At 69.9% G+C, this 23,005-nt stretch carries 23 protein-coding genes; 15 read left to right on the top strand and 8 right to left on the bottom strand.

Annotated features, from left to right (window positions below):
- Window positions 1-77: 77 nt before the first annotated feature.
- Together iolB and OC550_RS00685 are read right to left on the bottom strand one after the other, a co-directional pair.
- A complete protein-coding gene (iolB, locus tag OC550_RS00690; protein ID WP_262103395.1) occupies window positions 78-980 on the bottom strand; it encodes a 5-deoxy-glucuronate isomerase in 903 nt (300 codons plus the stop codon).
- 20 nt (window positions 981-1,000) lie between these two features.
- The gene (locus OC550_RS00685) at window positions 1,001-1,741 is read right to left on the bottom strand and encodes a GntR family transcriptional regulator (RefSeq protein WP_262103394.1); all 741 of its coding nucleotides are present in this window, start codon (window positions 1,739-1,741) and stop codon (window positions 1,001-1,003) included.
- A 297-nt stretch (window positions 1,742-2,038) separates the two neighbouring features.
- Between OC550_RS00685 and OC550_RS00680 the strand changes: the two genes are divergently transcribed.
- From OC550_RS00680 to OC550_RS00655, 6 genes are all read left to right on the top strand, one after another.
- Window positions 2,039-3,037, top strand: coding sequence for a substrate-binding domain-containing protein (locus OC550_RS00680; protein WP_262103393.1), 999 nt, complete (start codon window positions 2,039-2,041; stop codon window positions 3,035-3,037).
- A 62-nt stretch (window positions 3,038-3,099) separates the two neighbouring features.
- Complete coding sequence (locus OC550_RS00675) at window positions 3,100-4,140, top strand: ABC transporter permease (protein WP_262103392.1); 1,041 nt, start codon at window positions 3,100-3,102, stop codon at window positions 4,138-4,140.
- 29 nt (window positions 4,141-4,169) lie between these two features.
- Window positions 4,170-5,075 carry an ATP-binding cassette domain-containing protein gene (locus OC550_RS00670; RefSeq protein ID WP_262106211.1) on the top strand — a complete coding sequence of 302 codons (906 nt, stop codon included), beginning with the start codon at window positions 4,170-4,172 and terminating at the stop codon, window positions 5,073-5,075.
- A 30-nt stretch (window positions 5,076-5,105) separates the two neighbouring features.
- Complete coding sequence (locus tag OC550_RS00665) at window positions 5,106-6,110, top strand: Gfo/Idh/MocA family protein (RefSeq protein ID WP_262103391.1); 1,005 nt, start codon at window positions 5,106-5,108, stop codon at window positions 6,108-6,110.
- Complete coding sequence (locus tag OC550_RS00660) at window positions 6,107-7,213, top strand: Gfo/Idh/MocA family protein (RefSeq protein WP_262103390.1); 1,107 nt, start codon at window positions 6,107-6,109, stop codon at window positions 7,211-7,213. Before OC550_RS00665 ends, OC550_RS00660 begins: the two co-directional genes overlap by 4 nt.
- Window positions 7,214-7,236: 23 nt before the next feature.
- Entirely contained in the window at window positions 7,237-8,259 is a 1,023-nt protein-coding gene (locus OC550_RS00655; RefSeq protein ID WP_262103389.1) for a Gfo/Idh/MocA family oxidoreductase, read from the top strand.
- Here the strand turns inward: OC550_RS00655 and OC550_RS00650 are convergent.
- The gene (locus tag OC550_RS00650) at window positions 8,243-9,058 is read right to left on the bottom strand and encodes a TIM barrel protein (protein WP_262103388.1); all 816 of its coding nucleotides are present in this window, start codon (window positions 9,056-9,058) and stop codon (window positions 8,243-8,245) included. The two genes, OC550_RS00655 and OC550_RS00650, sit on opposite strands and share 17 nt — an antisense overlap.
- A complete protein-coding gene (locus OC550_RS00645; RefSeq protein ID WP_262103387.1) occupies window positions 9,055-10,158 on the bottom strand; it encodes a Gfo/Idh/MocA family oxidoreductase in 1,104 nt (367 codons plus the stop codon). The genes OC550_RS00650 and OC550_RS00645 overlap by 4 nt, the downstream gene beginning before the upstream one ends.
- A gap of 219 nt (window positions 10,159-10,377) precedes the next feature.
- Here OC550_RS00645 and OC550_RS00640 point away from each other — a divergent pair, with 219 nt between their 5' ends.
- The 7 genes from OC550_RS00640 to OC550_RS00610 all read left to right on the top strand — a co-directional run bounded on the left by OC550_RS00640 (window position 10,378) and on the right by OC550_RS00610 (window position 16,449).
- Window positions 10,378-11,394: a LacI family DNA-binding transcriptional regulator gene (locus OC550_RS00640; RefSeq protein WP_262103386.1), complete on the top strand. Its 1,017-nt coding sequence runs from the start codon at window positions 10,378-10,380 to the stop codon at window positions 11,392-11,394.
- Window positions 11,395-11,592: 198 nt separating this feature from the next.
- On the top strand, window positions 11,593-12,261 hold the full coding sequence (locus tag OC550_RS00635; RefSeq protein WP_262103385.1) for a fasciclin domain-containing protein: 669 nt from the start codon (window positions 11,593-11,595) through the stop codon (window positions 12,259-12,261).
- Window positions 12,262-12,394: 133 nt separating this feature from the next.
- Window positions 12,395-12,973: an ECF RNA polymerase sigma factor SigK gene (gene sigK / locus OC550_RS00630; protein WP_262103384.1), complete on the top strand. Its 579-nt coding sequence runs from the start codon at window positions 12,395-12,397 to the stop codon at window positions 12,971-12,973.
- Window positions 12,973-13,470, top strand: a complete 498-nt coding sequence (locus tag OC550_RS00625) for a hypothetical protein (RefSeq protein ID WP_262103383.1) — start codon at window positions 12,973-12,975, stop codon at window positions 13,468-13,470. Before sigK ends, OC550_RS00625 begins: the two co-directional genes overlap by 1 nt.
- Window positions 13,416-13,889 carry an anti-sigma factor gene (locus tag OC550_RS00620; RefSeq protein WP_262103382.1) on the top strand — a complete coding sequence of 158 codons (474 nt, stop codon included), beginning with the start codon at window positions 13,416-13,418 and terminating at the stop codon, window positions 13,887-13,889. The genes OC550_RS00625 and OC550_RS00620 overlap by 55 nt, the downstream gene beginning before the upstream one ends.
- A gap of 319 nt (window positions 13,890-14,208) precedes the next feature.
- Complete coding sequence (locus tag OC550_RS00615; RefSeq protein ID WP_262103381.1) at window positions 14,209-14,652, top strand: DUF4383 domain-containing protein; 444 nt, start codon at window positions 14,209-14,211, stop codon at window positions 14,650-14,652.
- A gap of 48 nt (window positions 14,653-14,700) precedes the next feature.
- Window positions 14,701-16,449: a molybdopterin-dependent oxidoreductase gene (locus tag OC550_RS00610; RefSeq protein WP_262103380.1), complete on the top strand. Its 1,749-nt coding sequence runs from the start codon at window positions 14,701-14,703 to the stop codon at window positions 16,447-16,449.
- Window positions 16,450-16,474: 25 nt separating this feature from the next.
- Here the strand turns inward: OC550_RS00610 and OC550_RS00605 are convergent, their stop codons facing one another.
- Window positions 16,475-16,711, bottom strand: a complete 237-nt coding sequence (locus OC550_RS00605) for a DUF6480 family protein (RefSeq protein ID WP_262103379.1) — start codon at window positions 16,709-16,711, stop codon at window positions 16,475-16,477.
- Between the two features lie 138 nt (window positions 16,712-16,849).
- Between OC550_RS00605 and OC550_RS00600 the strand changes: the two genes are divergently transcribed.
- Together OC550_RS00600 and OC550_RS00595 are read left to right on the top strand one after the other, a co-directional pair.
- Complete coding sequence (locus tag OC550_RS00600; RefSeq protein WP_262103378.1) at window positions 16,850-17,569, top strand: hypothetical protein; 720 nt, start codon at window positions 16,850-16,852, stop codon at window positions 17,567-17,569.
- Complete coding sequence (locus OC550_RS00595) at window positions 17,566-18,858, top strand: alanine racemase (RefSeq protein WP_262103377.1); 1,293 nt, start codon at window positions 17,566-17,568, stop codon at window positions 18,856-18,858. Before OC550_RS00600 ends, OC550_RS00595 begins: the two co-directional genes overlap by 4 nt.
- Window positions 18,859-18,950: 92 nt before the next feature.
- On the opposite strand, the gene OC550_RS00590 is transcribed toward OC550_RS00595, so the two are convergent.
- The 3 genes from OC550_RS00590 to OC550_RS00580 form a co-directional block, all read right to left on the bottom strand.
- Window positions 18,951-20,378, bottom strand: coding sequence for an alpha-2,8-polysialyltransferase family protein (locus OC550_RS00590; RefSeq protein ID WP_262103376.1), 1,428 nt, complete (start codon window positions 20,376-20,378; stop codon window positions 18,951-18,953).
- On the bottom strand, window positions 20,375-21,280 hold the full coding sequence (locus OC550_RS00585) for a glycosyltransferase family 2 protein (protein WP_262103375.1): 906 nt from the start codon (window positions 21,278-21,280) through the stop codon (window positions 20,375-20,377). The genes OC550_RS00590 and OC550_RS00585 overlap by 4 nt, the downstream gene beginning before the upstream one ends.
- 248 nt (window positions 21,281-21,528) lie before the next feature.
- Entirely contained in the window at window positions 21,529-22,965 is a 1,437-nt protein-coding gene (locus tag OC550_RS00580) for a UDP-glucose/GDP-mannose dehydrogenase family protein (RefSeq protein ID WP_262103374.1), read from the bottom strand.
- Between the last annotated feature and the right edge of the window lie 40 nt (window positions 22,966-23,005).

Here is a 23,005-nt window from a genome sequence, read left to right as displayed (position 1 = left end):
TGACGGAGTGCGGCCCGAACGCCGGGCGCGGCGGGCCGGCCCGTGAAGGGGCGCATCGGAATGCTGCCTGCCGCGGGTCAGTCCGTGAAGGGCAGCCTCGGGTCGACCTGCTGCCCGTCCCACGTCCGGCGGATCCAGCCGTGGTGCGGATCGTCGCTGATCAGCCACTCGCGGACCCGGCCGGGGCCGGCCATCACGTTGAGGTAGTACAGGTCGTAGCCCGGGGCGGCCATCGCCGGGCCGTGCCAGCCGTAGGGGACCAGGACCACGTCGCCGCTGCGGACCTCGGCGTTGACATCGATGGGGCGCTCGTCCGAGGCGTAGACACGCGCGTACCCGATGGGGTCGACGGCGGCCGGTGCCGGAGCGTCCCGCGCCAGCCGGGTCTCGAAGTAGTAGATCTCCTCGAGGCTGGTTTCGCCGTCCTTCTCCTCGTCGTGCTTGTGCGGGGGATAGGAGGACCAGTTCCCGGCCGGCGTGATGACCTCGCAGACGATGAAGCGGTCCGCCTCGAGCGCGGCGGGCGTGCCGAAGTTGTGCACCTGGCGGGAGCAGACACCCGCCCCCCGGAGTTCGACCGGCGTCTCTTCCGCGGTGATCAGCCGCACCGGGTAGCTGGCCTTCGCCGGCGCCAGGGCGACCGCGACGCGCCCGCCCTCCTTCGAAGAAATGGCGACGGCGGTTTCGATCCCGGTATACAGCACGTCCGAGGGGCCGGCGAAGACGGAGCCGCGGCCGAGGAGCTCGTAGTCCGTCCCGTCCACGGCCACCGTGAAGGCGCCTTCCAGCGGAACCACGATGCGTTCCTCCGCCTCGGCACCCAGCTTGACCGCTTCGCCGGGAGCGAGCCGCGCTACCTTGAGGCCGGTGTGCGCCCAACCCTCGACCCTGGTGGCGCTGTCGGAGGCTCCCAGTGATACTTGCCAGGCGCCGTCGTTGGCGGAACCTAGCGGATAGAACCATTGCGTTGTCCCGGGCATGGAGTGGCCTTTCGTGTGGTTTAGCGCTGGACCAGGGTCATCTCGAAGCTGTAGGAGTCGGCACGGTAGACGTGCCGGCCGGTTTCCACGTTGCGGCCGGCGTCGTCCACGGCCGTGCGCTCCATGGTGACCAGCGCGGAGCCCGGAGCGGTTTCCAGCAGGCCAGCCTGCCGCTTGTCCGCCACGGTCGCGCCGATCCGCTGCGTGGCCAGGCGGAAGTTCACTCCGGCGTCCCGAAGGATCTGGTAGAGGCCCAGCTTCCGCAGGCCGTCCTCCGTGATCTCCGTGATGTCGTCCCGCACCCAGTTCTCCATGAGCGCCAGCGGCTTCCCGCCGACGCAGCGGAGCCGCGTGAAATGGTAGACGTTGACGCCCGCGGGCAGGTCCAGGGCCTCGGCGGCATCGGGATCGGCGGCGCCGTGGCGGAACTCCAGCACTTCGGTGGTCGGTTTCTGCCCGGTGCGCTTCAGGTCATCGAACAGGCTGGAGAGTTCCAGGTGCCGGCGGACCTGGCTGGAAACCACCTGGGTGCCGACGCCCCGCTTCCGCACCAGCAGGCCGGAGCGGACCAGTTCGTCCATGGCCTTGCGCATGGTGGGCCGGGAGAGCTTCAGCTTGCTGGCGAGTTCGATCTCGTTGTCGAGGCGGGAACCGGATTCCAGTGCGCCGCTGTGGATCGCCGCCTCAATCCCCTGGACGACCTGGTGGTAGAGGGGGACCGGGGACGACCGGTCGATGGGGATGTGGAGTTCGGTGCTCATGATCCCTCGTTCACCTGCTTCCTGTTCATCGTTCGCCGTTGACCTATTGACAGGACAAATCTGTCAACGAGCGTACCAGTCGTGTCCAGAGGTTCAGAGGGTCCCGAGCTCCTGCTTGAGCGGCCGGCACCGCGCCTTGGGCGACCAAATGTGAATATGTCCTGACATTCTATTGACTTTTGTGATCCGTGTCACCCATTCTTGTGTTCAAGGCGTTGAGCCCGGCGGGCAGGCACTGCAGCCGGGCAGCCGCCGGCCTTCGGGGAAGGCCGGACCACGCAGACGAAGGAGATTCTCGTGTCACACAAGCTTTCCTGGCGGAAACTCGCGGCCGCAGCGGTCGTGGTCCCGGCCCTTGCTCTCACGGCGTGCTCGAGTTCCGGCGGGCGCACGCCGGAAGCGGCCAACGACGGCGGCGGCGGTGCCGTCGCCAGTACCGACCGGATCAACGTCGCCCTGATTACCCATGCCGCTCCCGGTGACACGTTCTGGGATATCGTCCGCAAGGGTGCGGAAGAGGCATCGGCCAAGGACAACGTCGAACTGCAGTACCTCTCCGATCCCGAAGGCGGCCGGCAGGCGCAGCTGGTCGAGCAGGCCATCGACCAGGGCGTCGACGGAATCGCCGTCACCCTGGCCAAGCCCGACGCGCTGGCCGGGGCACTCAAGAAGGCCGAGGATGCCGGCATTCCGGTGGTGAGCCTCAACGCCGGCGAGGACCGCTCCGCCGAACTGGGCGCCATCACGCACTTCGGTTCCAACGAGAAGCTTGCCGGCGAGGCCGTCGGCGACCGCCTCGCCTCGGACGGTTACAAGCACCCCATCTGCGTCATCCAGGAGCAGGGCCACGTGGGCCTTGAGAACCGGTGTGCGGGCGTGAAGGCGAAGGTTCCGGACACCGAAGTCCTGTACGTCCAGGGCACGGACATGACCCAGGTCGAGTCCACCGTGACGGCGAAGCTGCAGGCAACCAAGGCGGCCGACGTCGTGATCGGCCTCGGCGCGCCCTTCACCCTGACCATCCTGCAGGCCATCTCGGGCTCGGGCAGCGACGCGAAGGTCGCGTCCTTCGACATGAACGCCGAACTGGCACAGAAGATCGTCGACGGCGACATCCTCTTCACCGTCGACCAGCAGCCGTGGCTGCAGGGCTACGGAGCGGTGGACGCGCTGTGGCTGAACAAGCGCGGCGGGTTCGAGATCGGCGGCGGCCAGCCGGTGCTGACCGGCCCGACCATCGTGGACCAGAAGAGCGCTGAGCAGGTCCTCCAGTTCGCCGAACAGGGCGTCCGCTAAACAGACGAAAGCTGTGGCGGGGCCGGTTTCGGCTCCGCCACGGCCTCCAAGGAGTAAATGACATGACCATCGCAGCAACAGCGCCGGTGACCGATGAACGGGTCGGCAAGAAAAGCACTCTGAGCAAGATCCTGGGCCGCCCGGAAATCGGCGCGCTGGTGGGGGCGGTCGCCCTCTTCATCTTCTTCGCAGCCGTCGCGCCTGTCTTCCTGCAGCCGGCGTCCATCGCCACCGTGCTCTACGGAGCCTCGACCATCGGCATCATGGCCGTGGGCGTCTCGCTGCTGATGATCGGCGGCGAATTCGACCTCTCCACCGGTGTTGCCGTGATCAGCTCGGCGCTGATGGCATCGCTCTTCAGCTGGTACTTCTCGATGAACGTCTGGGTCGGGGTGGTCCTGGCCCTGGTCATGTCGCTCGGCGTCGGCTTCATCAACGGCTGGATCCTGATCAAGACCAAGTTGCCGTCCTTCATCGTGACGCTGGCGACCTTCCTGATGCTGACCGGCCTGAACCTCGGCCTGACCCGCGCCATCGGCGGGAGCGTCTCCACGCCGTCGATCGCCAATATGGATGGCTTCGATTCCGCCAAGGCGATCTTCGCCTCCTCGGTCAACATCGGCGGCGTCGAGGTGAAGATCACCGTTTTCATTTGGATCGTCATGGTTGCGATCGCTTCGTGGATCCTGCTGCGGACCCGGGTCGGCAACTGGATCTTCGCTTCCGGCGGCGACGCCAATGCTGCCCGCGCCGTAGGCGTCCCGGTCGTCAGGACGAAGATCGGCCTGTTCATGGCCGTCGGCTTCTGCGCCTGGGTGCTCGGCATGCACAACCTCTTCGCCTTCGCGACCGTCCAGTCCGGTGAAGGCATTGGCAACGAGTTCCTCTACATCATCGCCGCGGTGATCGGCGGCTGCCTGCTGACCGGCGGCTACGGCTCGGCCATCGGCGGCGCGATCGGCGCCTTCATCTTCGGCATGGCGAACAAGGGCATCGTCTACGCCGAGTGGAACCCGGACTGGTTCAAGTTCTTCCTGGGCCTGATGCTCCTGCTGGCCACGATCGTCAACCTCGTGGTCAAGCGCCGGGCCGAGCTGAAGTGACGGACGAGGAGCAGAAGGAAATGACCACCATGGACAACAAGAAGATCACCCAGGACACCCTGCTCAAGGGTGAAACCGACCCGCTGACCTCCACCCCGGTGCACCTGCTGAACCTGGACAAGGTGGGCAAGCACTACGGCAACATCATCGCCCTGCGCGACGTCACCATGGCGGTCGACGCCGGACGCGTGACCTGCGTGCTCGGGGACAACGGTGCGGGCAAGTCGACGCTGATCAAGATCATCGCCGGCCTGCACCAGCACGATGAAGGAACCTTCACCATCCTCGGCGAGGACCGCAAGCTGTCGTCGCCGCGCGAGGCACTGGACTCCGGCATCGCGGCCGTGTACCAGGACCTGGCGGTCGTGTCGCTGATGCCGATCTGGCGCAACTTCTTCCTCGGCTCGGAACTGACCACCGGTTTCGGACCCTTCAAGCGGCTCGACGTCGAGCGCATGAAGGAGATCACCAAGAAGGAACTGCAGGACATGGGGATCGACCTGCGCGACGTGGAGCAGCCGATCGGACAGCTCTCGGGCGGCGAACGCCAATGCGTGGCGATCGCCCGCGCCGTGCACTTCGGCGCCAAGGTCCTGATCCTCGACGAGCCGACGGCGGCCCTGGGCGTCAAGCAGTCCGGCGTCGTGCTGCGCTACATTCTGCAGGCCCGCGACCGCGGCCTCGGCGTCATCTTCATTACGCACAACCCGCATCACGCCTTCCCGGTCGGGGACAGGTTCCTGCTGCTGAAGCGCGGCAAATCCATCGGCTACTACAACAAGAAGGACATCACGCTCGAGGAACTCACCGCACAGATGGCAGGCGGCGCGGAACTGGCGGAGCTGGCCCACGAGCTGGAAGCCCTCGGCGGCCACAAGGACGTCGTGGCGGAAGTGGAAGCGGAAGTCGAAGCTACGGAAGCCCGGCGCACCTAGGCCGCCGGCGGAACAAGCATGGGAGGGCATGTGACCATTCGGACGGGCGTGGTCGGCGCGGGAATCATGGGTGCCGACCACGCGGAGAATCTGGCGAGGAACATCGGCGGCAGCACGCTGGCGTGCGTGGCCGACATCGACGGCGAACGGGCCAAGGCCGCGGCCTCGGCCCTGGGAGCCCGGGCCGTGACGGACCCGCTGGAGCTCATCCACGACGACGGCGTGGACGCGGTAGTTATCGCCTCCCACGACTCGACCCATCCGGAGCTGGTGCAGGCCTGCCTCGACGCGGGCAAGCCCGTGCTGTGCGAGAAACCGCTGGCCTCAACGGCGCACGAGGCGCGGCGGATCGTCGAAGCCGAGCGCGCGGTGCGCGACGAGCGCGGCGTTTCCCCGGTCAGCGTGGGCTTCATGCGCCGCTTCGACCCGGGCCATGTGGAACTGCGGCAGGCCCTGGCCGAAGGCGGACTCGGGCGGCCGCTGCTGCTGCACGGCATCAGCCGCAATGTCTCCGCCGCGCCCGGGGCAACCAGCGAATCCGCCGTCACGAATTCCGCGATCCACGAGCTGGATGCCTTCCCCTGGCTGCTGGACTCCCCGATCGCAGAGGTGTCCTGGGTGCCGGGCGTCCTTGCCTCGTCCGAGGCCGCCCCGGGACTGCAGGACCCGGCCTTCATGATGATCCGCCTCCGCTCCGGCGTGCTGGCCACGCTGGAGCTGTTCCTCAACGCCGGGCACGGCTACTCCACCCAGTGCGAAGTGGTCGGCGAACGCGGCACGGCCCGGGTAGTGGAACCGGCCGCCGCGGCCTACAACCTGGAGAGGAAAAACTACGTGGCGTACCCGGCGGACTGGCGGCCGCGCTTCGCCGAAGCCTACCGCCGCGAGCTGCAGGCCTGGGTCCGGCACCTGCTGGAGGGAACGCCGTCGTCGCTGGCCAAGGCGGAAGACGGGCTGCGCGCCACGCTCGCAGCGGACGCGATGGTGCGCTCGATGCACGACGGCGGCGCCTTCACCCCGGTGGCGGCCGCATGAGCGCCGTGGACAACGCCCGCCCCGACCGGGTGCACGACCGCCTGCCCGCCCGGCTGCCCGAGAGCCGCGTGCCCGCCTCGCGCGATGCGCCGCCGCTGCGCTGGGGAATCGCCGGACCCGGCTGGATCGCCGAGCGCTTCGCGGCCTCGCTGCAGCAGCACACCCGGCAGCAGCTGGCGGCGGTGGGCTCCCGGTCACTGGAACGCTCCGCCGGATTCGCCGCCCGCTTCGGCATCCCGGCCGCCTACGGCAGCTACCGTGAACTGGCCGAGGCGCCGGACGTCGACATCGTCTACGTGGCGACCCCGCACAACCACCATCACCGGGTGGCGCTGGAGGCGCTCGACGCCGGCAAGCACGTGCTGGTGGAGAAGCCCATCGGCATCAACGCGGCGCAGGCCGAAGAGATCGCCGAGCTGGCGCGGGCCCGGGGCCTGTTCGCCGCGGAGGCGCTGTGGACGTTCTTCCTGCCAAAGTTCGACGTCGTCCGGCAGCTGCTGGACGGAGGCCACCTGGGGCAGGTGGTGTCCGTGATGGCGGAGTACGGCGAGCACTTCGAGCCCGGGCACCGGATCTTTGACGCCGACCTCGCCGGCGGGCCGCTGCTGGACCTCGGCACCTATCCGCTCGCCTTCATTACCGCGCTGCTCGGCCACCCGGAGGAAGTCTGCGCGCTCGGGACTCCGCACCCGGAGGGCGTGAACGGGCAGATCTCGGCGGTGATGCAGTTCCCCGGCGGGGCCCACGCCGTAACCAACACGAACCTGTACGGCTTTACCCCGACTGCGGCCACCGTCGTCGGAACCCGGGCCACGTTGACCATCGACGGGCCGTTCAATTTCCCCGGCGGATTCACGGTGAAGGGCCACGATGGCGGCGAGCTGCGCTACGAAGGCGAGCCCGGCGGCCATCTCGAAGGGCTGCACTACCAGGCGGCCGCCGTGGCCCGCGCCATCGCGGCCGGGCGGCGGGAGGTCGAGGAACGGCCGATGGCCGAATCGATCCGGTTCCTGCGGCTGGCCGACGAGCTGCGCCGGCAGCTGGGAATCCGTTTCCCGGAGGAAGCACGCCAGGCTCCGGCCGCGAGCCTGCCCAACCAGTAAAGACCCAACCAGTAAAGGAAAGCATGAAGCACCTGACCCTCGGCCTGGCCGGCGTCGGCCGGATCGGCAGCATGCACGCGCACAACATCATGGGCCTGCGCCCCGTGCTGGAGGAACGCGGTGTCCGCCTGCGCCTGCTCGTCACGGACGTGGCGGCGGACTACGCCCGTTCCGTCGCCGAGGCCCTCGGGGCGGAGGCCGTGCCGTCGGCGGACGTGCTGCTGGACGGCGGGGTCGACGGCCTGGTGGTAGCCACCGGCACGGGCACGCACCCGGAGCTGATCCGGGCCGGGGTCGACGCCGGCGTGCCGGTCTTCTGCGAGAAGCCCGTCGCCGGGAACGTGGCGGACTCGCTGCCCGTTGTGGACCATGTCCGCGAGCACGGCGGCGTGGTCCAGATCGGGCACCAGCGCCGCTTCGACACCGGCTACCTGGAGGCCAGGCGCAGGTACCAAGCGGGGGAACTGGGCTGGATCCACTCCCTCCGCGCCGTCACGGGGGACATGTTCCCGCCCCCGGTCGAATTCCTGGCGACCTCGGGCGGGCTCTTCCGCGACTGCTCCGTGCACGACTTCGATATCCTGCGCTGGCTGACCGGCAGGGACATCGTGGAGGTCTACGCGCGCGGCTCCAACAACGGTGACCCCGCGATCGGCCAGGTCGGCGACGTCGACACGGCCCTCGCCGTCGTTACTCTTGACGACGGTACGGTGGGGACCGTTTCGGCCACCCGGTACAACGGCGCAGGCCATGACGTGCGGCTGGAAATCCAAGGCTCGAGGGCCTCGGTCATGGTCGGGCTGGACGACAGAACCGCCCTGCGGTCCACGGAGCCGAGTGCCGGTTTCCCGCGGGGTGAGCCGCACCGCACCTTCGCAGAGCGGTTCGAGGCGGCGTACCGGGCCGAAATGCTGGCCTTCCTCGAGCTGGTCCAGAGTCAGCGGGAGAATCCGTGCACTCCGGAAGACGCCGTGGCCGCGTCGAAGGTTGCCGACGCGGCGCAGCTCTCGCTGGAGACCGGCGTGCCGGTCAAGGTCGAGGCCTGAGCCCCGAGGCCTCGACGGTGAAGGCCGCCCGGAAGCGGTCCAGGGCCAGGTCACTGTCCGATTCGGCCCAGGCCTCCAGGCCGACCGTGCCTTCGTAGCCGATTTCCGCCAGGGCACGGGCCACGGCGGGATAGTTGATCTCCCCGGTGCCCGGCTCGCACCGGCCGGGCACGTCCGCCACCTGGACCTCGCCGATGTGCGGCTGCGCCCGCCGGAGCAGTTCGATCAGGTTCCCCTCGCCGATCTGCGCGTGGTAGAGATCCAGCATCATCTTGACGTTGGGATGCCCGGCGCCCTCCACCAGGTCCAGCGTGTCCTTGGCCCGGGCGAGCGGAATGCCCGGATGGTCCACGGCCGTGTTGAGGTTCTCCAGGACGAAGGTGATGCCGTGCCGCTCGCCGAGCGCGCCGAGCTTCTCGAGGGTCCTCAGGCCGGTCAGCCACATCCGGCCGGCGGAGCGGTAGGCCGGACGGGCGGCCAGCCCGTCGATCAGCGCGGCGGGGTGGACCACCATGCGGCTGGCGCCGAGCTCGAGCGCCGTCGGGATGAGCTCGGCGGCGGTCCGCAGGACGTCGGCGGCGGAGTCCGGGTCGATCACACTGCCGGCGGAGTAGCCGGTCATGGAGGAGAACGTGGCTCCCGTGGCGGCGAGCTTGCCGGTGTCGTGCCGGCGCGTGTCCCAGAGTTCGACGTCGAAGCCGCGGTCGGTGATGCGGCGGACCCGCTCCTCGAAGGGCAGGTCCAGGTAGACCATCTCCGCGCAGACCGCCAGGCGGACGCCGCCCTGCGGGGCGCTCATCGGGTGGCCGCCGGGGAGGGAGAGAGGGCGGCAACGTCGCTGATGTTGACTGTGCCGCCGGTTTCCACGGACTTGATGCAGGCCAGGGCGACGGCGAGGGCCGCCCGCGCATCGCCGCCTCCGGGCGCAGCGGCGGGCGGTCTCGGCGTGCCGTCGCGGCGGCTGCGGACCAGTTCGGCGAAATGGGCCAGTTCGGCGGTGTAGGCGTCGTGGAAGAGCTCCACGTTCAGCCGGGGCGTGCCGCCGCTGAAGCCCTGCTGGGTATAGGCCGTGGCGGCCGTCTCCTGCAGCGATCCCGCGGTGACCATGCCGGCCGAGCCGAATACCTCGCCCCGAACGTCGTAGCCGTAGAGGGCGCTGAAGTTGGCCTCGGCGACGGCGATCGCGCCGTTGCTGTACCGGATCGTGGCGACGGCGGTATCGAGGAAGCCCTGGTCCTTCAGCCCGGGCTCGACCAGTGCGTCCGCCATGACGTGGACCTGCTCCGGCACGGCGCCCTGGTTGAACCAGTTCAGGGTGTCGAAATCGTGGATCAGGGTTTCGAGGAAGATCGTCCCGGCCGGAATCCGGCCCGCCTGCGGGATGCCCTCGGCGGTTCCGGGATCGCGGGTCAGGGAACGCAGCAGCCGCGGTTCGCCGATGGTGCCGGCTTCCACCGTGCGCTTGGCTGAGGCGAAGTCGGCGGCGAAGCGGCGGTTGAAACCGATCTGCAGTTCGACGCCGGCCGATTCCACTGCGGCGAGGGCGCCGTCGAGTTCTTCCACGGTCCTTGCCGCGGGCTTCTCGCAGAAGACGTGTTTCCCGGCGGCAGCAGCCTGGGCTATCAGGGAGGAATGGAAGCGGGCCGGCGCGGCGATGATGACGCCGTCGATGTCCGGATCGCTCCACAGGTCGGCGGCGTCCGCGGTCACCTTGGCCACGCCGAGCCGGTCGGCGAGTGCCGTGGCGGCGTCGAGGGCCGGATCGGCGATGGCTTCAAGGCGGGTGCCGGCGATGCGGGTCGCGGCGCTTTCGGCATGGAAGGCCCCGATCCAGCCGGAGCCGATGAGGGCCAGCCGGACCGGTATCGGCCGGGCAGGCGTCCGCTCGAGATATGCCATGGGTTGTCTCCTCGGTAGGGCGGCAGGGCGTCGCCGCATGAGTTCTAGATCGATCTAGTCGATTGGATGGCACAACTGTGGCACAGGTGGACGGCGCTGTCTAGATCGATCTAGTATCCTGCTCAGGACCGACTCCTTTGGCGCCGCTGGAGATTCCAGCGAGGGAGGATAGGCGGTCGGGGCGGACCGGCAAGTGCGGGGGAGAGGCGGAGGAAGAACGTGGAGCGAGATCAGCAGCCCGGCGGACGGCCGGGGCGCAGGCCGACGCTGGCCGACGTGGCCGCGGCGTCCGGGGTCTCACGCGCCCTCGCGTCCATCGTGATGCGCGGCGCGGAAGGCGCCGGCGAGGCGACGCGGGAACGGGTGCTCGAAACCGCCCGGCAGCTGGGTTACCGCCCTGACTCCCGCGCGCGGCTCCTGCGCAGCCGCCGGACCCGCCTGCTCGGAATCACGTTCACTGTGTCTGAGCCTTTCCACGGGGAGATCGTCGAGTCCATCTACGCCGCCGCCGAGGCCGCGGGCTTCGAGGTGCTGCTCAGCGCTGTCGGCGCGCGACGGCCCGAGGGACGGGCGGTGGAGACTCTCCTTGATGCCGGCGTCGAGGCAGCGCTGATGATCTCGCCCTCCTCCGCCGCGGCAGACCTCGCCGCGCTGGCCAGACAGGTGCCGGTGATTAGCCTCCTCAGCGCAGCCGCCCCCGGGATCGACGCCGTGAGCAGCGATGACGCGGCCGGCATCCGGGCAGCCGTGCAGCACCTGGCCTCGCTGGGGCATCGGGACATCGCGCACGTCGACGGAGGGGAGGCCGTCGCCTCGGCCGAGCGCCGCGCCGCCTACGGAAGAAGCATGCGGGAGGCCGGGCTCGGAGAGTGCATCCGGGTCCTCCACGGCGGGGCGCACGAAGCTGACGGCATCGCCGCCGCCGGCGAACTTCTCATCGGCCGCCGCCCCACCGCGGTTGTGGCCTTCAACGACCGCTGCGCCCTGGGCATCCTCGAGGCTGCCTGGCGGGGCGGGCTGAAGGTGCCGGACGACCTGTCCGTGGTCGGCTACGACGACAGCCAGCTCGCCCGGCTCGACCACATCCGGCTGACCTCGGTCAGCCAGGACGCCGCGGGGCTTGCCGAGGCCGCCGTTGCCTGCGCCGCGGCCCGGATCCGCTCGGAGGAGCCCGACGGCCTGGTCCTCCAGCCGAGCCTCGTCGTCCGTTCCACGACCGGCCCCGCGCCGCACTGACCTCCGGATCCGCCGCACCAGCCGCCCGCAACCAGCCCGCCGCCCGATGACCCGCCGCCGTCGTTCTCCAGGCGCCGGAAAATTCCTCCGAAATGATCCAATCCGTCCGCGCGCCCGCTCCGAATCCATCGTGACAGCCCGCACCGGAAGGGGCGGGACCCCAGGGCGGCGCGGCCGTCCAGAGGAAGGAGATCCATCATGGCTACGTACCCGAGGATGAGCGGACTGGTCGGTCTGGCGGCCGCGGCGGCCCTGGGGCTGACCGCGTGCGGCGGCGCCGGCAGCTCCAGCGGCGAGGCGGCCGAGGACAATATGAGCACCGGAACGCCGATGGAGACCTCGGCGCCGGCCACCGGGACGATGGATCCGGCGGCGAATCTCGTGGGGCCGGGCTGCGCGGACTACGCCGGCCAGGTGCCGGACGGGGCGGGGTCCGTGGAGGGAATGGCGCAGGATCCGGTGGCGACGGCCGCGTCGAACAACCCGCTGCTGACCACGCTGACCGCGGCCGTATCCGGCAAGCTGAATCCCGACGTCGACCTGGTGGACACGCTCAACGGCGGCGAGTTCACGGTGTTCGCGCCGGTGGACTCGGCGTTCGAGAAGGTGCCGGCCAAGAGCATCGACGCGCTGAAGACGGACTCCGACGCGCTGACCAGCACCCTGACCTACCACGTGGTGCCCGGCCGGATCGCGCCGGACAAGCTCACCGGCGAGCTGGAGACGGTGCAGGGCGAGCCGGTGGAGATCGCGGGCAGCGGCGACGAGCTGAAGGTCAACGATGCGAGCGTGGTGTGCGGCGGCGTCCAGACGGCCAACGCCACTGTCTACCTGATCGATACGGTTCTGGTGCCTCCGGCCAAGTAACGGCTGCATAGAGACCGCGGCCGGATGCGGGATCGAGGAGCCCATCCGCATCCGGCCGCTCAGCCGCTCCGTCACCAAACCCCGTCTTTGCGAAAGGTGCCCCGTGCCCGACCGGCGTGAGAGTCTAGAGCCCATGCGACTGCCGTGGCTCCGCTCCGCCGAGCCTTCCCCGCCGACCCACGAGGACCTGGTCCGCCGGGTCGCGCTGGGCGACGAGGCGGCGTTCGAGGAGCTTTACGACGCGGTGTCGCCGCAGGTGTTCGGGCTGATCCGCCGGGTGGTGCGGGACCCGGCGCAGAGCGAGGAAGTCACGCAGGAAGTCTTCGTGGAGGTCTGGCAGCAGGCGGCGCGTTTCGACGCCGACCGCGGGCGGGCCGTCTCATGGATCCTCGTGATCGCGCACCGACGGGCCGTGGACCGGATCCGGGCGGCGCAGGCCAGCGCGGACCGGGACCTGCGGCAGGGCATCAAGGAATTCCAGGAGAGTTACGACGACGTGCAGGACATCGTCGAGGCGAAGATCGAGGGCGAACGGGTGCTCAAGGCGCTCGAGAGCCTCACCCGGGCACAGCAGGAGGCGATCCGGCTGGCCTACTATGGCGGTTACACGCAGCAGGAAGTAGCCAACCTGCTCAAAGTGCCGGTGGGCACGGTGAAGACGCGGATTCGCGACGGCATGATCAGGCTCAGGGACAAGTTGGGGGTGGCGTGATGGACGAGCAACTGCACATCCTGACCGGCTCCTACGCTTTGAACGCCCTGGAGGGCGATGAGCGGGCGGCCTTCGAGCAGCACGCCCTGGCCTCCGAGCAGACCCGCGAGGAAGTCCGCGGGCTCAGCGCGACGGCGGCGATGCTCGCCCACGGCGTGGACCCGGTGCGTCCGCCGCAGCGCGTGAAGGACATGTGGCCGCCATCCGGAACACGCGCCAGCTTCCGGCGGAGGATGTCGTGGCCGACAGCGCGGAGCGGGAGTACGACGGCGGCGTCCGGCCGGCTGCCGGGGCGGACCTTCGGCTCGGGCCGGGGAGGGCTCCGGCTCGGGGCGGGGCGACGTGGAACCGCCGCCGGCGCCGAGGCGGGGACTGACGAGCTGGCCGCGCGGGCCGCCGCTCCCGCAGGAGCAGCGGTTCGGGCGGATCTAGGCCGGGCCTGGTGCGGGCGCTGGCCGCGGCGGCGGGAGTGCTGCTGCTGGCCGGCGCGGGGCTGACCGGCTGGGCGCTCGGGCAGTCGGCCGAAAACAACCGGCTCGAACAGCAGCTGGCGCAGGCCCAGCAGACCCAGGGCGCGATGCTCGGGATCCTCACGTCCGAGGACGCGAAGGTGTCCACAGCGCGGATGGCGGACGGCGCCGTCGTTACCGTTGCCTACGCGCCCTCGCTCAACCAGGGCGCGGTCACGGCGCACGGCCTGCCGGACCTGCCCGCCGGCAAGACCTACGAGCTGTGGCTCCAGCACGACAACGTCATGGTCCCCGCCGGCCTGATGTCCAGCGCGGCCCCCGGATCGCCCATGATGACGCTGCTCGAGGGGCAGCTCTCGGGCGCGACGGCCGTCGGCATCACGGTCGAGCCCGCCGGCGGATCACCGGCGCCGACCACCGAGCCGATCATGGTGCAGGAGCTGTAGCCCGGCCGGCGCCCGCGCCCGGCGCGCCGATCATGGCAGGAGCTGTAGCCCGTCCGACGCCCGCACGCCGAGCCGTTCATCCGAAATCGATTGGCCGGAAACTGCCGGTTTAGGGGCGCTATCGAGCCATTTCCGGCCAATCGTTTATGCACAAGGCGCTGTTCATGCACCGGCTGCTGCCCAAATCAGCCGCTGCAACCTCAATCAGCGGAGCGTTCCGAAACAAGCGCTGCGATCCAATCCGGCGTCTGCTCCGCTCCGAATGACCAGTACCGGGCCGGCCAGCCGGCGTGCCCGGACGGATCCAAGGAGGAACACCATGTCAGTTTCAGCCACTCGAACCGGCAGCCGTACCGCTGTCCAGACCGCGGCGCTGGTTGTCGGCGCCGCGTTCCTGTTGGTCGGGGTGCTCGGCTTCGTCCCGGGCATCACCTCCAACTTCTCGGAGCTCAGCTTCGCGGGGCACCACTCGGGCGCTCTGCTGCTGGGGATTTTCCAGGTGTCCGTGCTGCACAACCTCGTTCATCTGCTTTTCGGCGTCGGCGGACTGGTGCTGTCCCGAAGCCGGGCGGCAGCCAAGTCCTACCTGGTCTGGGGCGGCGGGGTGTACCTGGTGCTGTGGCTGTACGGGCTGCTCATCGGGCACGGCACTCCCGCGAACTTCGTTCCTGTTAACACGGCGGATAACTGGCTGCACTTCGTGCTGGGCGTGGCGATGATCGGCCTCGGCACGGCACTGGGCCGGCGCCGGACGTCGGCGTAGCGGTCCGGCGGGCGGGCGGTGATGGCGCGGCGGAAGGAAGTGGTCCGGATGGACGAGCGGCAGACTCCCGAGCCTTCGGGTACGCCCCGTGTGGACGGGTCGGAGAGCGATCCCCCATCCGGCCTAGCGGGCAGCCCAGACCCCGCGGGCGGCGCGGGCGGCTCGGACAGGGCGGGCGGCTCGGACAGGGCGGGCGGCTCGGACAAGGCGGCCGGGCCTGGCCGGGGGAAGCGGCGCTGGCTCGGTGCGCTCGCCGGGCTCGTATCCGCGGCCGTGCTGTTCGCTGTGGCCGAGCTGGCGGCGGTGTTCTTCGGGCCCGGCTCGTCTCCGCTGGTGTCGGTCGGTGCCGCGTTCATCGACTTCACGCCGCCGTGGCTGAAGGACTTTGCCATCTCGCTGTTCGGCACGGCGGACAAGGCCGTGCTGTTCATCTCGATGGCGCTGGTGACCGCGGTGCTGGCGGCGGTGGCCGGGATGCTGGCGGTGCGGCGGTACGCGCTCGGGGCGTCCCTGGTAGCGGTCCTCGCCGTCGTTATGGGAGTGTGCGTGGCGACCCGTGCGGTGAACAGCGTCCTGGACCTGGTGCCGACGGCGGTGGGAACCTTGGCGGGGCTGCTGGCGCTGAGCTGGCTCACGGGCAAGGCCGTCGAGGCGGGGGCCAGGGCGCCGGAAGCGGAGGCTGGCGCCGTGGTCCCGCAGGACGGCGCCGCCGCCACGGAGGAGGCCAGGAGCCGGCGGAGTTTCCTGGTCGCGGCCGGGCTCACAGCGGCTGCCGCCGTCGTCGTTGGAATTGCCGGCCGGACGTTCTCCGCCGCCCGGAACACCGCGCGCATCGCCCGCCAGGCGCTCAAGCTGCCGGCCGCCAAGACCCCCGCCAAGCCGCTGCCCGCGGAGACCGCCGCGCCGGTGCAGGGAATGCCGCCGTACCTCACGCCTAACCCGGATTTCTACCGGATCGACACCGCGCTGGTGGTCCCGGAGATCGACCCGGCGGACTGGAGCCTGCGCGTGCACGGCCTTGTGGAGGAGGAGTTCACCCTCAGCTTCGACGAGCTGCTCGCGCTGGACCTGGAGGAGTCGTACGTGACGCTGACCTGCGTCTCCAACGTGGTTGGCGGCGATCTCGCGGGCAACGCGAAGTGGCTAGGCTACCCGCTGCGCAAGCTGCTGGAGCGGGCGCGGCCGCAGGCCGGGGCGGACATGGTGCTGTCCACCAGCATCGACGGGTTCAGCGCCTCCACCCCGCTGGCCGTGCTGCAGGACCGGCGTGATGCGCTCCTGGCGGTCGGGATGAACGGCGAGCCGCTGCCGCTGGAGCACGGCTATCCGGTGCGGATGGTGGTGCCCGGGCTCTACGGGTACGTGTCGGCGACGAAGTGGGTGGTGGATCTGGAGGTCACGCGTTTTGCCGACAAGACGGCCTACTGGACCACGCGCGGCTGGTCGGCGCGGGGCCCGATCAAGACGGCATCGCGGATCGACGTGCCGCGGGCGTTCGACCGCGTTTCCGCCGGGACGGTGGCGGTGGGCGGTACGGCGTGGGCGCAGCACCGCGGCATCTCCCGGGTGCAGGTCCAGTTCGACGGCGGTAGCTGGCAGGACGCGGAACTCGCCGCGGTGCCGTCCATCGATACCTGGCGGCAGTGGTCCTACCGCTGGGAGGACGCGCCGGCGGGGCGGCACGAGGTGCGGGTGCGAGCCTACGATACGGACGGCGAGCTGCAGACGCAGGACGAGGCGCCGCCGGCTCCGGACGGCGCGACCGGCTGGCATTCGATCACGTTCACCGTGGAGTGACCGGCGGCCCGGTGGGGTGACGGAGTCAGCCGAAGGCGAGGATGCCGGCGTAGGTGAGGAACAGCAGGGCCATCACGAGCCCTCCGCCGAGGATGACCACCAGCCAGGCCCACTGGACCCAGCGCTTCCCGCCGCCCTCGTCGTGGCCCTGCGTCATGCTGGTCGAGGCCTCACCCGGCGGGGTCTCGCCCGGCGGGACGCCGCCGCCCGGTTCGAGCCCGGTGATCTTTTGCTCGTCGGGATCGGGATTCTGGCTGGTCATCGGCGCTCTCCTGACGCTCGTGGAATCCTGCTGGCAACCCCTGCGGAGCCGGTCCAGACCAGCGTAGGCAGATGCTCAGTAAGCTGTCTACGCTAAGGGGCAGGGCGAGGAAGGGACGGCAGCGGCATGGAGAAAGACGTGGCGGCAACAGCGGGCCGGGTCTTCGCGCGGGCTTTTGCAGCGGTCAAGACGCTCCGCCCGGACCGGCCGATCCACCCCGCGGGCCTCCACCTGCGCGGCCGGCTGGAACGCCAGGGCGGCCCCTTCCGAAGCGGGATTGCGTGGCTGGACGCGGCGGGGAACGAAAACGTGGAGGCCCGCCTGTCCCGCTCCATCGGCTTCCCGCCGGGCTGGCCGGACATTATCGGCCTGGCCGTGCGGCTCACGGTGGACGGCGGGCCCGTGGACATCCTGCTGGCCTCGACCGGCATGTCGCGGGCCGGGCGCTACGTGCTCCGGATGCGCCGCAGCGTCGGCCCCGCGGCGCTGACCACCATGATGCCGTACGAAGGAACGGGCGGCCCGGTGCAGCTGGCCGCCCGCACCCTCCGCCCGCACGGCCGGCTGCCCGCGGAGCCACGGGGATTCCGCGACGCGCTGGGCGGCAGCGAGTGGGTGCTGGGGCTGTACCACGGCCGTCCCGGAGCGCCTTGGCAGCGCTTCGCGACCCTGATGCTCCGCGCGTCCGCGGAGGCGGCGGATACTCCCGTGCGCTTCGACCCCATGCAGCACCCGATCCCCGGCGCCGGGACCTACAGTTGGACGCAGGCACTGCGCGAGCCCTCTTACGCTGTGGCGCGCAGACCTGTCGAGAAGCAGACGCGGAGGCGCGCCGACCAGGAACGAGGAGGCCCATGACCACCGGCAAGGAACGGGAAGCGCACGTGCTGGAACGGCTGATCGGCGGAGAGGACAAGGGCCTCCCGGTCGAGGCCGCCGGCCTGACGGTGGGGGAGTACCTGGCCAGCAAGCCGGAACTGTCGGAGTTCTGGACGCCCCTGCTGGTGCTCAGCGAGGACGCCTTGGCCAACAACATCGAGTTCATGGCGGGCTGGCTGCGCGAGCGCGGACTCGAGCTGATGCCGCACGGCAAGACCACGATGGCGCCGCAGCTCTGGCAGCAGCAGCTGGACGCCGGCGCCACCGGCATCACGGTGGCGAATCCGAGCCAGCTCAAGGTCGCCCGCGCGCATGGCTTCGGCACGCTCATGCTGGCGAACCAGCTGGCCGATCAGAACGCCATCCGCTGGGTGGCCGGCGAGCTGGAACACCCGGATTGCACGATCTGGTCCTGGGTGGACAGCGCCGAAGCCGTGCGGCTGGCCGAAGACGCGCTGCGCGGGCTCTCCCCGGCCAGGCCGCTGTCAGTGCTGGTGGAGCTCGGCGCCCCGGGAAAGCGCACCGGCGCCCGCAGCGTCGCGGCGGCCCTGGAGGTGGCCGAGGCGGTCGCGGCATCGCCGGTGCTGCGGCTCGCGGGTGTGGCCGGCTATGAGGGAGCGCTCGGCAAGGACCGTACGGAGCCGACGGTGGAACTGATCCGGCGCTACGTCGCGGACCTGCTCGAACTGCACGGCAAGCTCGGCAGCCGCTACGGCGACGGGGATGTGCTGGTCACCTGTGGCGGCAGCAACTACCCGGAACTCGTGGGCGAATTGTTTGCGGAGGCGCGGAAGGCGGATTCAGCGCGCTACGTGCTGCGGTCCGGGGCCTACATCACGCACGACGACGGCGCATACCACGCGCTGTCACCGTTCGACCGGGATCGTGCGGGGGAGGAGCGGAGCCTGGTGCCGGCCGCGCACGGCTTAACGCGCGTGCTGTCCCAGCCGGAACCCGGCCTGGCCCTGCTCGACGGCGGCAAACGCGACTTCCCGTACGACGACGGACTGCCCGTCCCGCAGTTCGCGGTTCCCGCTGCGCCCGGACAGGTGACCGCCCTGCACGGCGCCGTCGTCAGTGACATGAACGACCAGCATTCCTTCCTGCGAACCGCCCCGGGGTGGGAACCGAAGGTGGGCGACCTGGTCCTGCTCGGCCTGTCCCACCCCTGTACCACCTTCGACAAGTGGCGGCTCATTCCCGCCGTGCAGAACCTGGTTCCGGGCGAGGACGCCACGATCACCCGACTGATCGAGACCTACTTCTAGGCGCCGCCCATCCGCTGGACAGGCCTGCATCGAAAACGGCGCGTTTCGATGCAGGACTCTCCAATGGACGGCTTGTTCGAACGGGCTGGCGGCTAGGGGGTGCGCCGGGCGAGCCGCTTAGCCCACCGGATTCCCACGCGGCGGGCCCGGTGCAGGGGATGACGGGACCGGGATGGCTTGGGCTCGCGCGGCGGCAGCGCCCCGGGCAGCTCCAGCTTCGTGAGCCTGCGCCGCTTGAAGTACCGCATGTCCGGCGAGCCGTCCGCGGTGGCGAGGAAGGCCTCGGCCGGGGGCCGGACCGCCGCCAGGGTGTCCGGCTGCATGCAGTAGGCCACCGCCTCGACCAGCCGCTGCAGCGGAGCCGCAGCTCCGGCCCCGTCCGTTCCGGCGCCGCCCGGGATCTCGGCCGGCGCGGCATAACCGCGCTCGAGGAGGGCGTCGATGATGGTGACGGGGATGCGGTTGCTGTTTTCGTAGGGCGTCAGCCGCTCCAAAAGAACGTCCGTGCCGACTGCCGCGACGTCGATATTGAACAGGTATTTCGCCGTCATCAGGGCGGTGGAGAAGCAGCTGACCACCAGGTCCGGCTTGAGCCGCTGCATGACGACCTCGGCCGGGCTGGTGGAGGTGAGCACGTGAAGTTCCAGCCCCAGTTCGGCCGCGGCCGCCTGGATGGAGGTCACGGCGCCGGGGCCGGCACTGGGGTGCGGCTTGAAGACGCAGTACCGGATGCCGCGGTCCAGCGCCTTCTGCAGCATGGTCCGGTGGAGCTCGATTTCCTCGGTGGAGGAGAGGATGTTCAGCTCGGACAGGTACTGGCCCAGCACCAGGGCGGTCGGCTGCCCTGCGGCCTCCGCCCGCGCTCCCGACTTCCGCTGATCCGCCGCGGGAGTGCCGGAGAAGGCCGACAACGTCGTGTGCTCCTCGGGCAGGGCCCTGGCCAGTTCCTCCATGCCGCGACGGAGGGCTGTCCGGTCGACGGGGACCAGGGCTGGATTGTTTTCGCGCAGCAGCTGGGGCACCAGACCCGGCACCAGATCGACGTAGATGAGCGACTTGAACCGCTGGGCCATCTCGCGGGAGATGGGATTGCGCGTCGGGCCGTAGCTCATCAGGCCGTCGGAGTGCACGGAGATCCGGGCGCTCGAAAAGATCCGGCAGAGCGCGACGGCGGGATTGACCTGGATCGATTCGACGTACAGCTCCACGCGGTCATCCCCCAGGTCCCACAGGGCACGCAGGACGCGCTGCCACATGTAGAGTTCTTCGGCGCGTGGATTGAACTGTCCGGGACGACGCGGCCAGACCAGCGCGTTCAGGTCCACGGTGCGGTCAAAGCGGGAGGCCGCCTCGGCGAACCCGGGCGCCTCGTGGAAGGGAACCGACACCTCGGGGACGAGGGAGTTGTTGGACAGGACCAGGATCCGCTCGCCCGCGGCCGGCGGAATGGCGCCTTCATCGATGGCAGCAGCCAGTGCCACGCACTGGTAGAGGGTGGAGACGACGAACAGCTCTTTCACACAGGCCTCCGAAGGATGGGGGCGACCAGGGCACGCCGCTTGGAATCGAGCACCGCCAGGCTTTCCGCGGCGACGTCGGACGGCAAGGTCGCGAAGGTTTGGCCGATCCCCGTCTGCAGGTCGGCGAAGACGTCCGATGGCATATGTTCCGACCTGTTGAGGTGGTGGCAGGCGATGGCCAGGAACTGCCGGCCGGCCTTGGGCCAGAAGCGGTCAGCCTCCGAGTCCTGGGCCACGAGGCGGAAGATCTCTTCGAAGCACGGCAGGAAGTCCAGCTGGCGCCGGTCATAGATCTGGGTGAGGGACGTGGAGACCCCGCGCCGGTAGATGACGCCGAGCTGGTCGCTGATGGCGTAGCTCTTGCACTGCAGATGGAGCCGCCACATCCACGGCCGGTCCTCGGCGGTGTGCCGCCCGTCGAGGAAATGGAGCATCCCCGAGTCTTTGAGCCGGCCGTCGTAGATTCCGAAGGCGACGATCGGGTAGTCGATCATCGTGGAGGTGTTGTACGGGGCAATGTCCGCCCGGGGGTCGAGGACGGTTCCGTGCAGGGCCTGCGGAGCGCGGTGGATGCTGCGGTTTCCGGCGGTATGGCGGATGTGGTCGGTCCGAAGGAAATCCACACCCAGCTGGTCGATTTCCGCCACCAGCTTCGGAAGGTAGCCGGGCGCATACCAGTCGTCGGGGTCCAGGAACGCCAGGTAGCGGCCGGAGGCCACGTCGATGCCCTGGTTCCGGGCAGTGGCAACACCGGCGGGCTTGTCGTTCCGCAGGATCTTGAGGCCGGGCAGCTGGCTCGCGAAGGCCCCGGCCAGCTCACCCGTGCCGTCGGTGGAACCGTCGTCGACCACCACCACTTCCAGCACGGAAGGGTCTTCGAACTGGCGGGACAGGCTCGTCATCGAATCACGGATGAAGGGCGACTGGTCCTTCGCCGGAACGACGACACTTACTAGAGGCTGGCTTACCAAATCGTTTTCCCCTCGTCACCGGGTCAGTCTAAGTTGCGCTCGTGAGCTGCTCCAAAAGGTGGCTTCACAGGCGCGTCGCCAGCACGGGATGCGGGTGGCCGGCACGGATGCCGGCCACCCGCGTCGTCGATTGCCCGGTGCCGGATCGGGCACCGGCCGGGAAGAACGACGGCGCCGGGCTAGGTGGTGCGCGCGTCCTGCGGTGTTTCGCCAACGACGGCGCCGGGCCGGGGTACGCGTCCGTCCTGCGTGGCGGCGCGGGCGGTGCTGGGCTGGTACGGGCGGCCGAGGGCACGGTATTCCCAGCCGAGCCCGGTGTACAGGTCCTGGTCGAGGGCGTGGCGGCCGTCGAAGATGCGGCGGTGCGCGACGAGGGCGGCGAGCTGCTGGGGTTCGGCGCGGCGGAACTCGTCCCACTCGGTGAGCAGGGCGACGACGTCGGCGTCCTGGACCGCGCCGGCGAGCGAGCCGGCGTAGTCCAGGTCCGGGTAGGCGCGGTGGGCATTGCGGTTGGCCTCCGGATCGTAGACCGTGACGGCGGCCCCTTCCAGGTACAGCAGCCGGGCGACATCGAGGGCGGGCGCGTCGCGGACGTCGTCGGAGTTGGGTTTGAAGGCCGCGCCGAGTGCCGCGACTTTCACACCGGCCAGGTCGCCGCCGGCCAGCTCGCGAATGAGGTCGACGCTGCGGGTGCGGCGACGGTTGTTGATGGAGTCGACTTCGCTGAGGAAGCGCACGGCCTGGCCGACGCCGAGCTCTTCGGCCCGGTGCTTGAAGGCACGGATGTCCTTGGGCAGGCAGCCGCCGCCGAAGCCGAGGCCCGGTTTGAGGAAGCGCCCGCCGATCCGCGAGTCCAGGCTGAGCGCGCGGGCCAGCAGGCTCACGTCGGCGCCGGTGGCTTCGCAGACCTCGGCCATGGCGTTGATGAAGGAGATCTTGGTCGCGAGGAAGGAATTGGCCGCGACTTTGACCAGTTCGGCGGTGGCCAGCTCGGTCACGATCAACGGCGTGCCCTGCGCCAGCAGCGGCTCGAAGACGCGGCGCAGCCGGGCTTCGGCCCACTCCGAGGCGACGCCGACGACCAGGCGGTCCGGGTGCAGGGTGTCCTCGACGGCGTAGCCCTCGCGCAGGAACTCGGGATTCCACGCCAGCTCCAGGTCGACGCCGGCGGGGGAGAGCTCGTGCACCATCCGGGCCAGCCGGGCGGCGGTGCCGATGGGCACCGTGGACTTGCCCACCAGCAGTGCCTTGCGGTCGATGCGCGAGGCGAGCGAGGTGAAGGCGGCGTGCACGTACTTCAGCTCGGCGGCGGCGGAGTTGGCCGCCTGCGGCGTCCCGACGCAGACGAAGTGCACGTCGCCGAAGGCAGCGGCCTGGTCGAAGTCCGTGGTGAAGCGCAGCCGGCCGGTGGCGATGGCCTCCCGCAGCTTCTCCGACAGCCCGGGTTCAAAGAACGGCACCTCTCCGGCGTCCAACTGCGCAATCTTGCGCTCGTCCACGTCCACGCCGAGCACATCGAAGCCGAGCACGGCCATGCAGATGGCATGGGTGGCACCCAGGTAGCCGGTGCCTATCACGGTGATTTTGGGCGCGGGGGAGTAGGGAATCGGTTCCACGGTGACGGCCTTTCCTAGGTTTCCGGCGGAATTCTCAAGC

Origin of the sequence: Arthrobacter sp. Marseille-P9274 (assembly GCF_946892675.1) — a bacterium.
Taxonomy (GTDB): Bacteria; Actinomycetota; Actinomycetes; order Actinomycetales; family Micrococcaceae; genus Crystallibacter.
Note: the sequence above shows the minus strand (reverse complement) of the source record. Positions and strands in the feature narration are given on the sequence as shown.

What these genes read in the sequence shown, in the direction of transcription:
- iolB (WP_262103395.1), bottom strand. Translation starts at nt 980, where the DNA reads ATGCCCGGGACAACGCAATGGTTCTATCCGCTAGGTTCCGCCAACGAC.
- OC550_RS00685 (WP_262103394.1), bottom strand. Translation starts at nt 1,741, where the DNA reads ATGAGCACCGAACTCCACATCCCCATCGACCGGTCGTCCCCGGTCCCC.
- OC550_RS00675 (WP_262103392.1), top strand. Translation starts at nt 3,100, where the DNA reads ATGACCATCGCAGCAACAGCGCCGGTGACCGATGAACGGGTCGGCAAG.
- OC550_RS00670 (WP_262106211.1), top strand. Translation starts at nt 4,170, where the DNA reads ATGGACAACAAGAAGATCACCCAGGACACCCTGCTCAAGGGTGAAACC.
- OC550_RS00660 (WP_262103390.1), top strand. Translation starts at nt 6,107, where the DNA reads ATGAGCGCCGTGGACAACGCCCGCCCCGACCGGGTGCACGACCGCCTG.
- OC550_RS00655 (WP_262103389.1), top strand. Translation starts at nt 7,237, where the DNA reads ATGAAGCACCTGACCCTCGGCCTGGCCGGCGTCGGCCGGATCGGCAGC.
- OC550_RS00650 (WP_262103388.1), bottom strand. Translation starts at nt 9,058, where the DNA reads ATGAGCGCCCCGCAGGGCGGCGTCCGCCTGGCGGTCTGCGCGGAGATG.
- OC550_RS00645 (WP_262103387.1), bottom strand. Translation starts at nt 10,158, where the DNA reads ATGGCATATCTCGAGCGGACGCCTGCCCGGCCGATACCGGTCCGGCTG.
- OC550_RS00635 (WP_262103385.1), top strand. Translation starts at nt 11,593, where the DNA reads ATGGCTACGTACCCGAGGATGAGCGGACTGGTCGGTCTGGCGGCCGCG.
- sigK (WP_262103384.1), top strand. Translation starts at nt 12,395, where the DNA reads ATGCGACTGCCGTGGCTCCGCTCCGCCGAGCCTTCCCCGCCGACCCAC.
- OC550_RS00625 (WP_262103383.1), top strand. Translation starts at nt 12,973, where the DNA reads ATGGACGAGCAACTGCACATCCTGACCGGCTCCTACGCTTTGAACGCC.
- OC550_RS00615 (WP_262103381.1), top strand. Translation starts at nt 14,209, where the DNA reads ATGTCAGTTTCAGCCACTCGAACCGGCAGCCGTACCGCTGTCCAGACC.
- OC550_RS00610 (WP_262103380.1), top strand. Translation starts at nt 14,701, where the DNA reads ATGGACGAGCGGCAGACTCCCGAGCCTTCGGGTACGCCCCGTGTGGAC.
- OC550_RS00605 (WP_262103379.1), bottom strand. Translation starts at nt 16,711, where the DNA reads ATGACCAGCCAGAATCCCGATCCCGACGAGCAAAAGATCACCGGGCTC.
- OC550_RS00595 (WP_262103377.1), top strand. Translation starts at nt 17,566, where the DNA reads ATGACCACCGGCAAGGAACGGGAAGCGCACGTGCTGGAACGGCTGATC.
- OC550_RS00585 (WP_262103375.1), bottom strand. Translation starts at nt 21,280, where the DNA reads ATGACGAGCCTGTCCCGCCAGTTCGAAGACCCTTCCGTGCTGGAAGTG.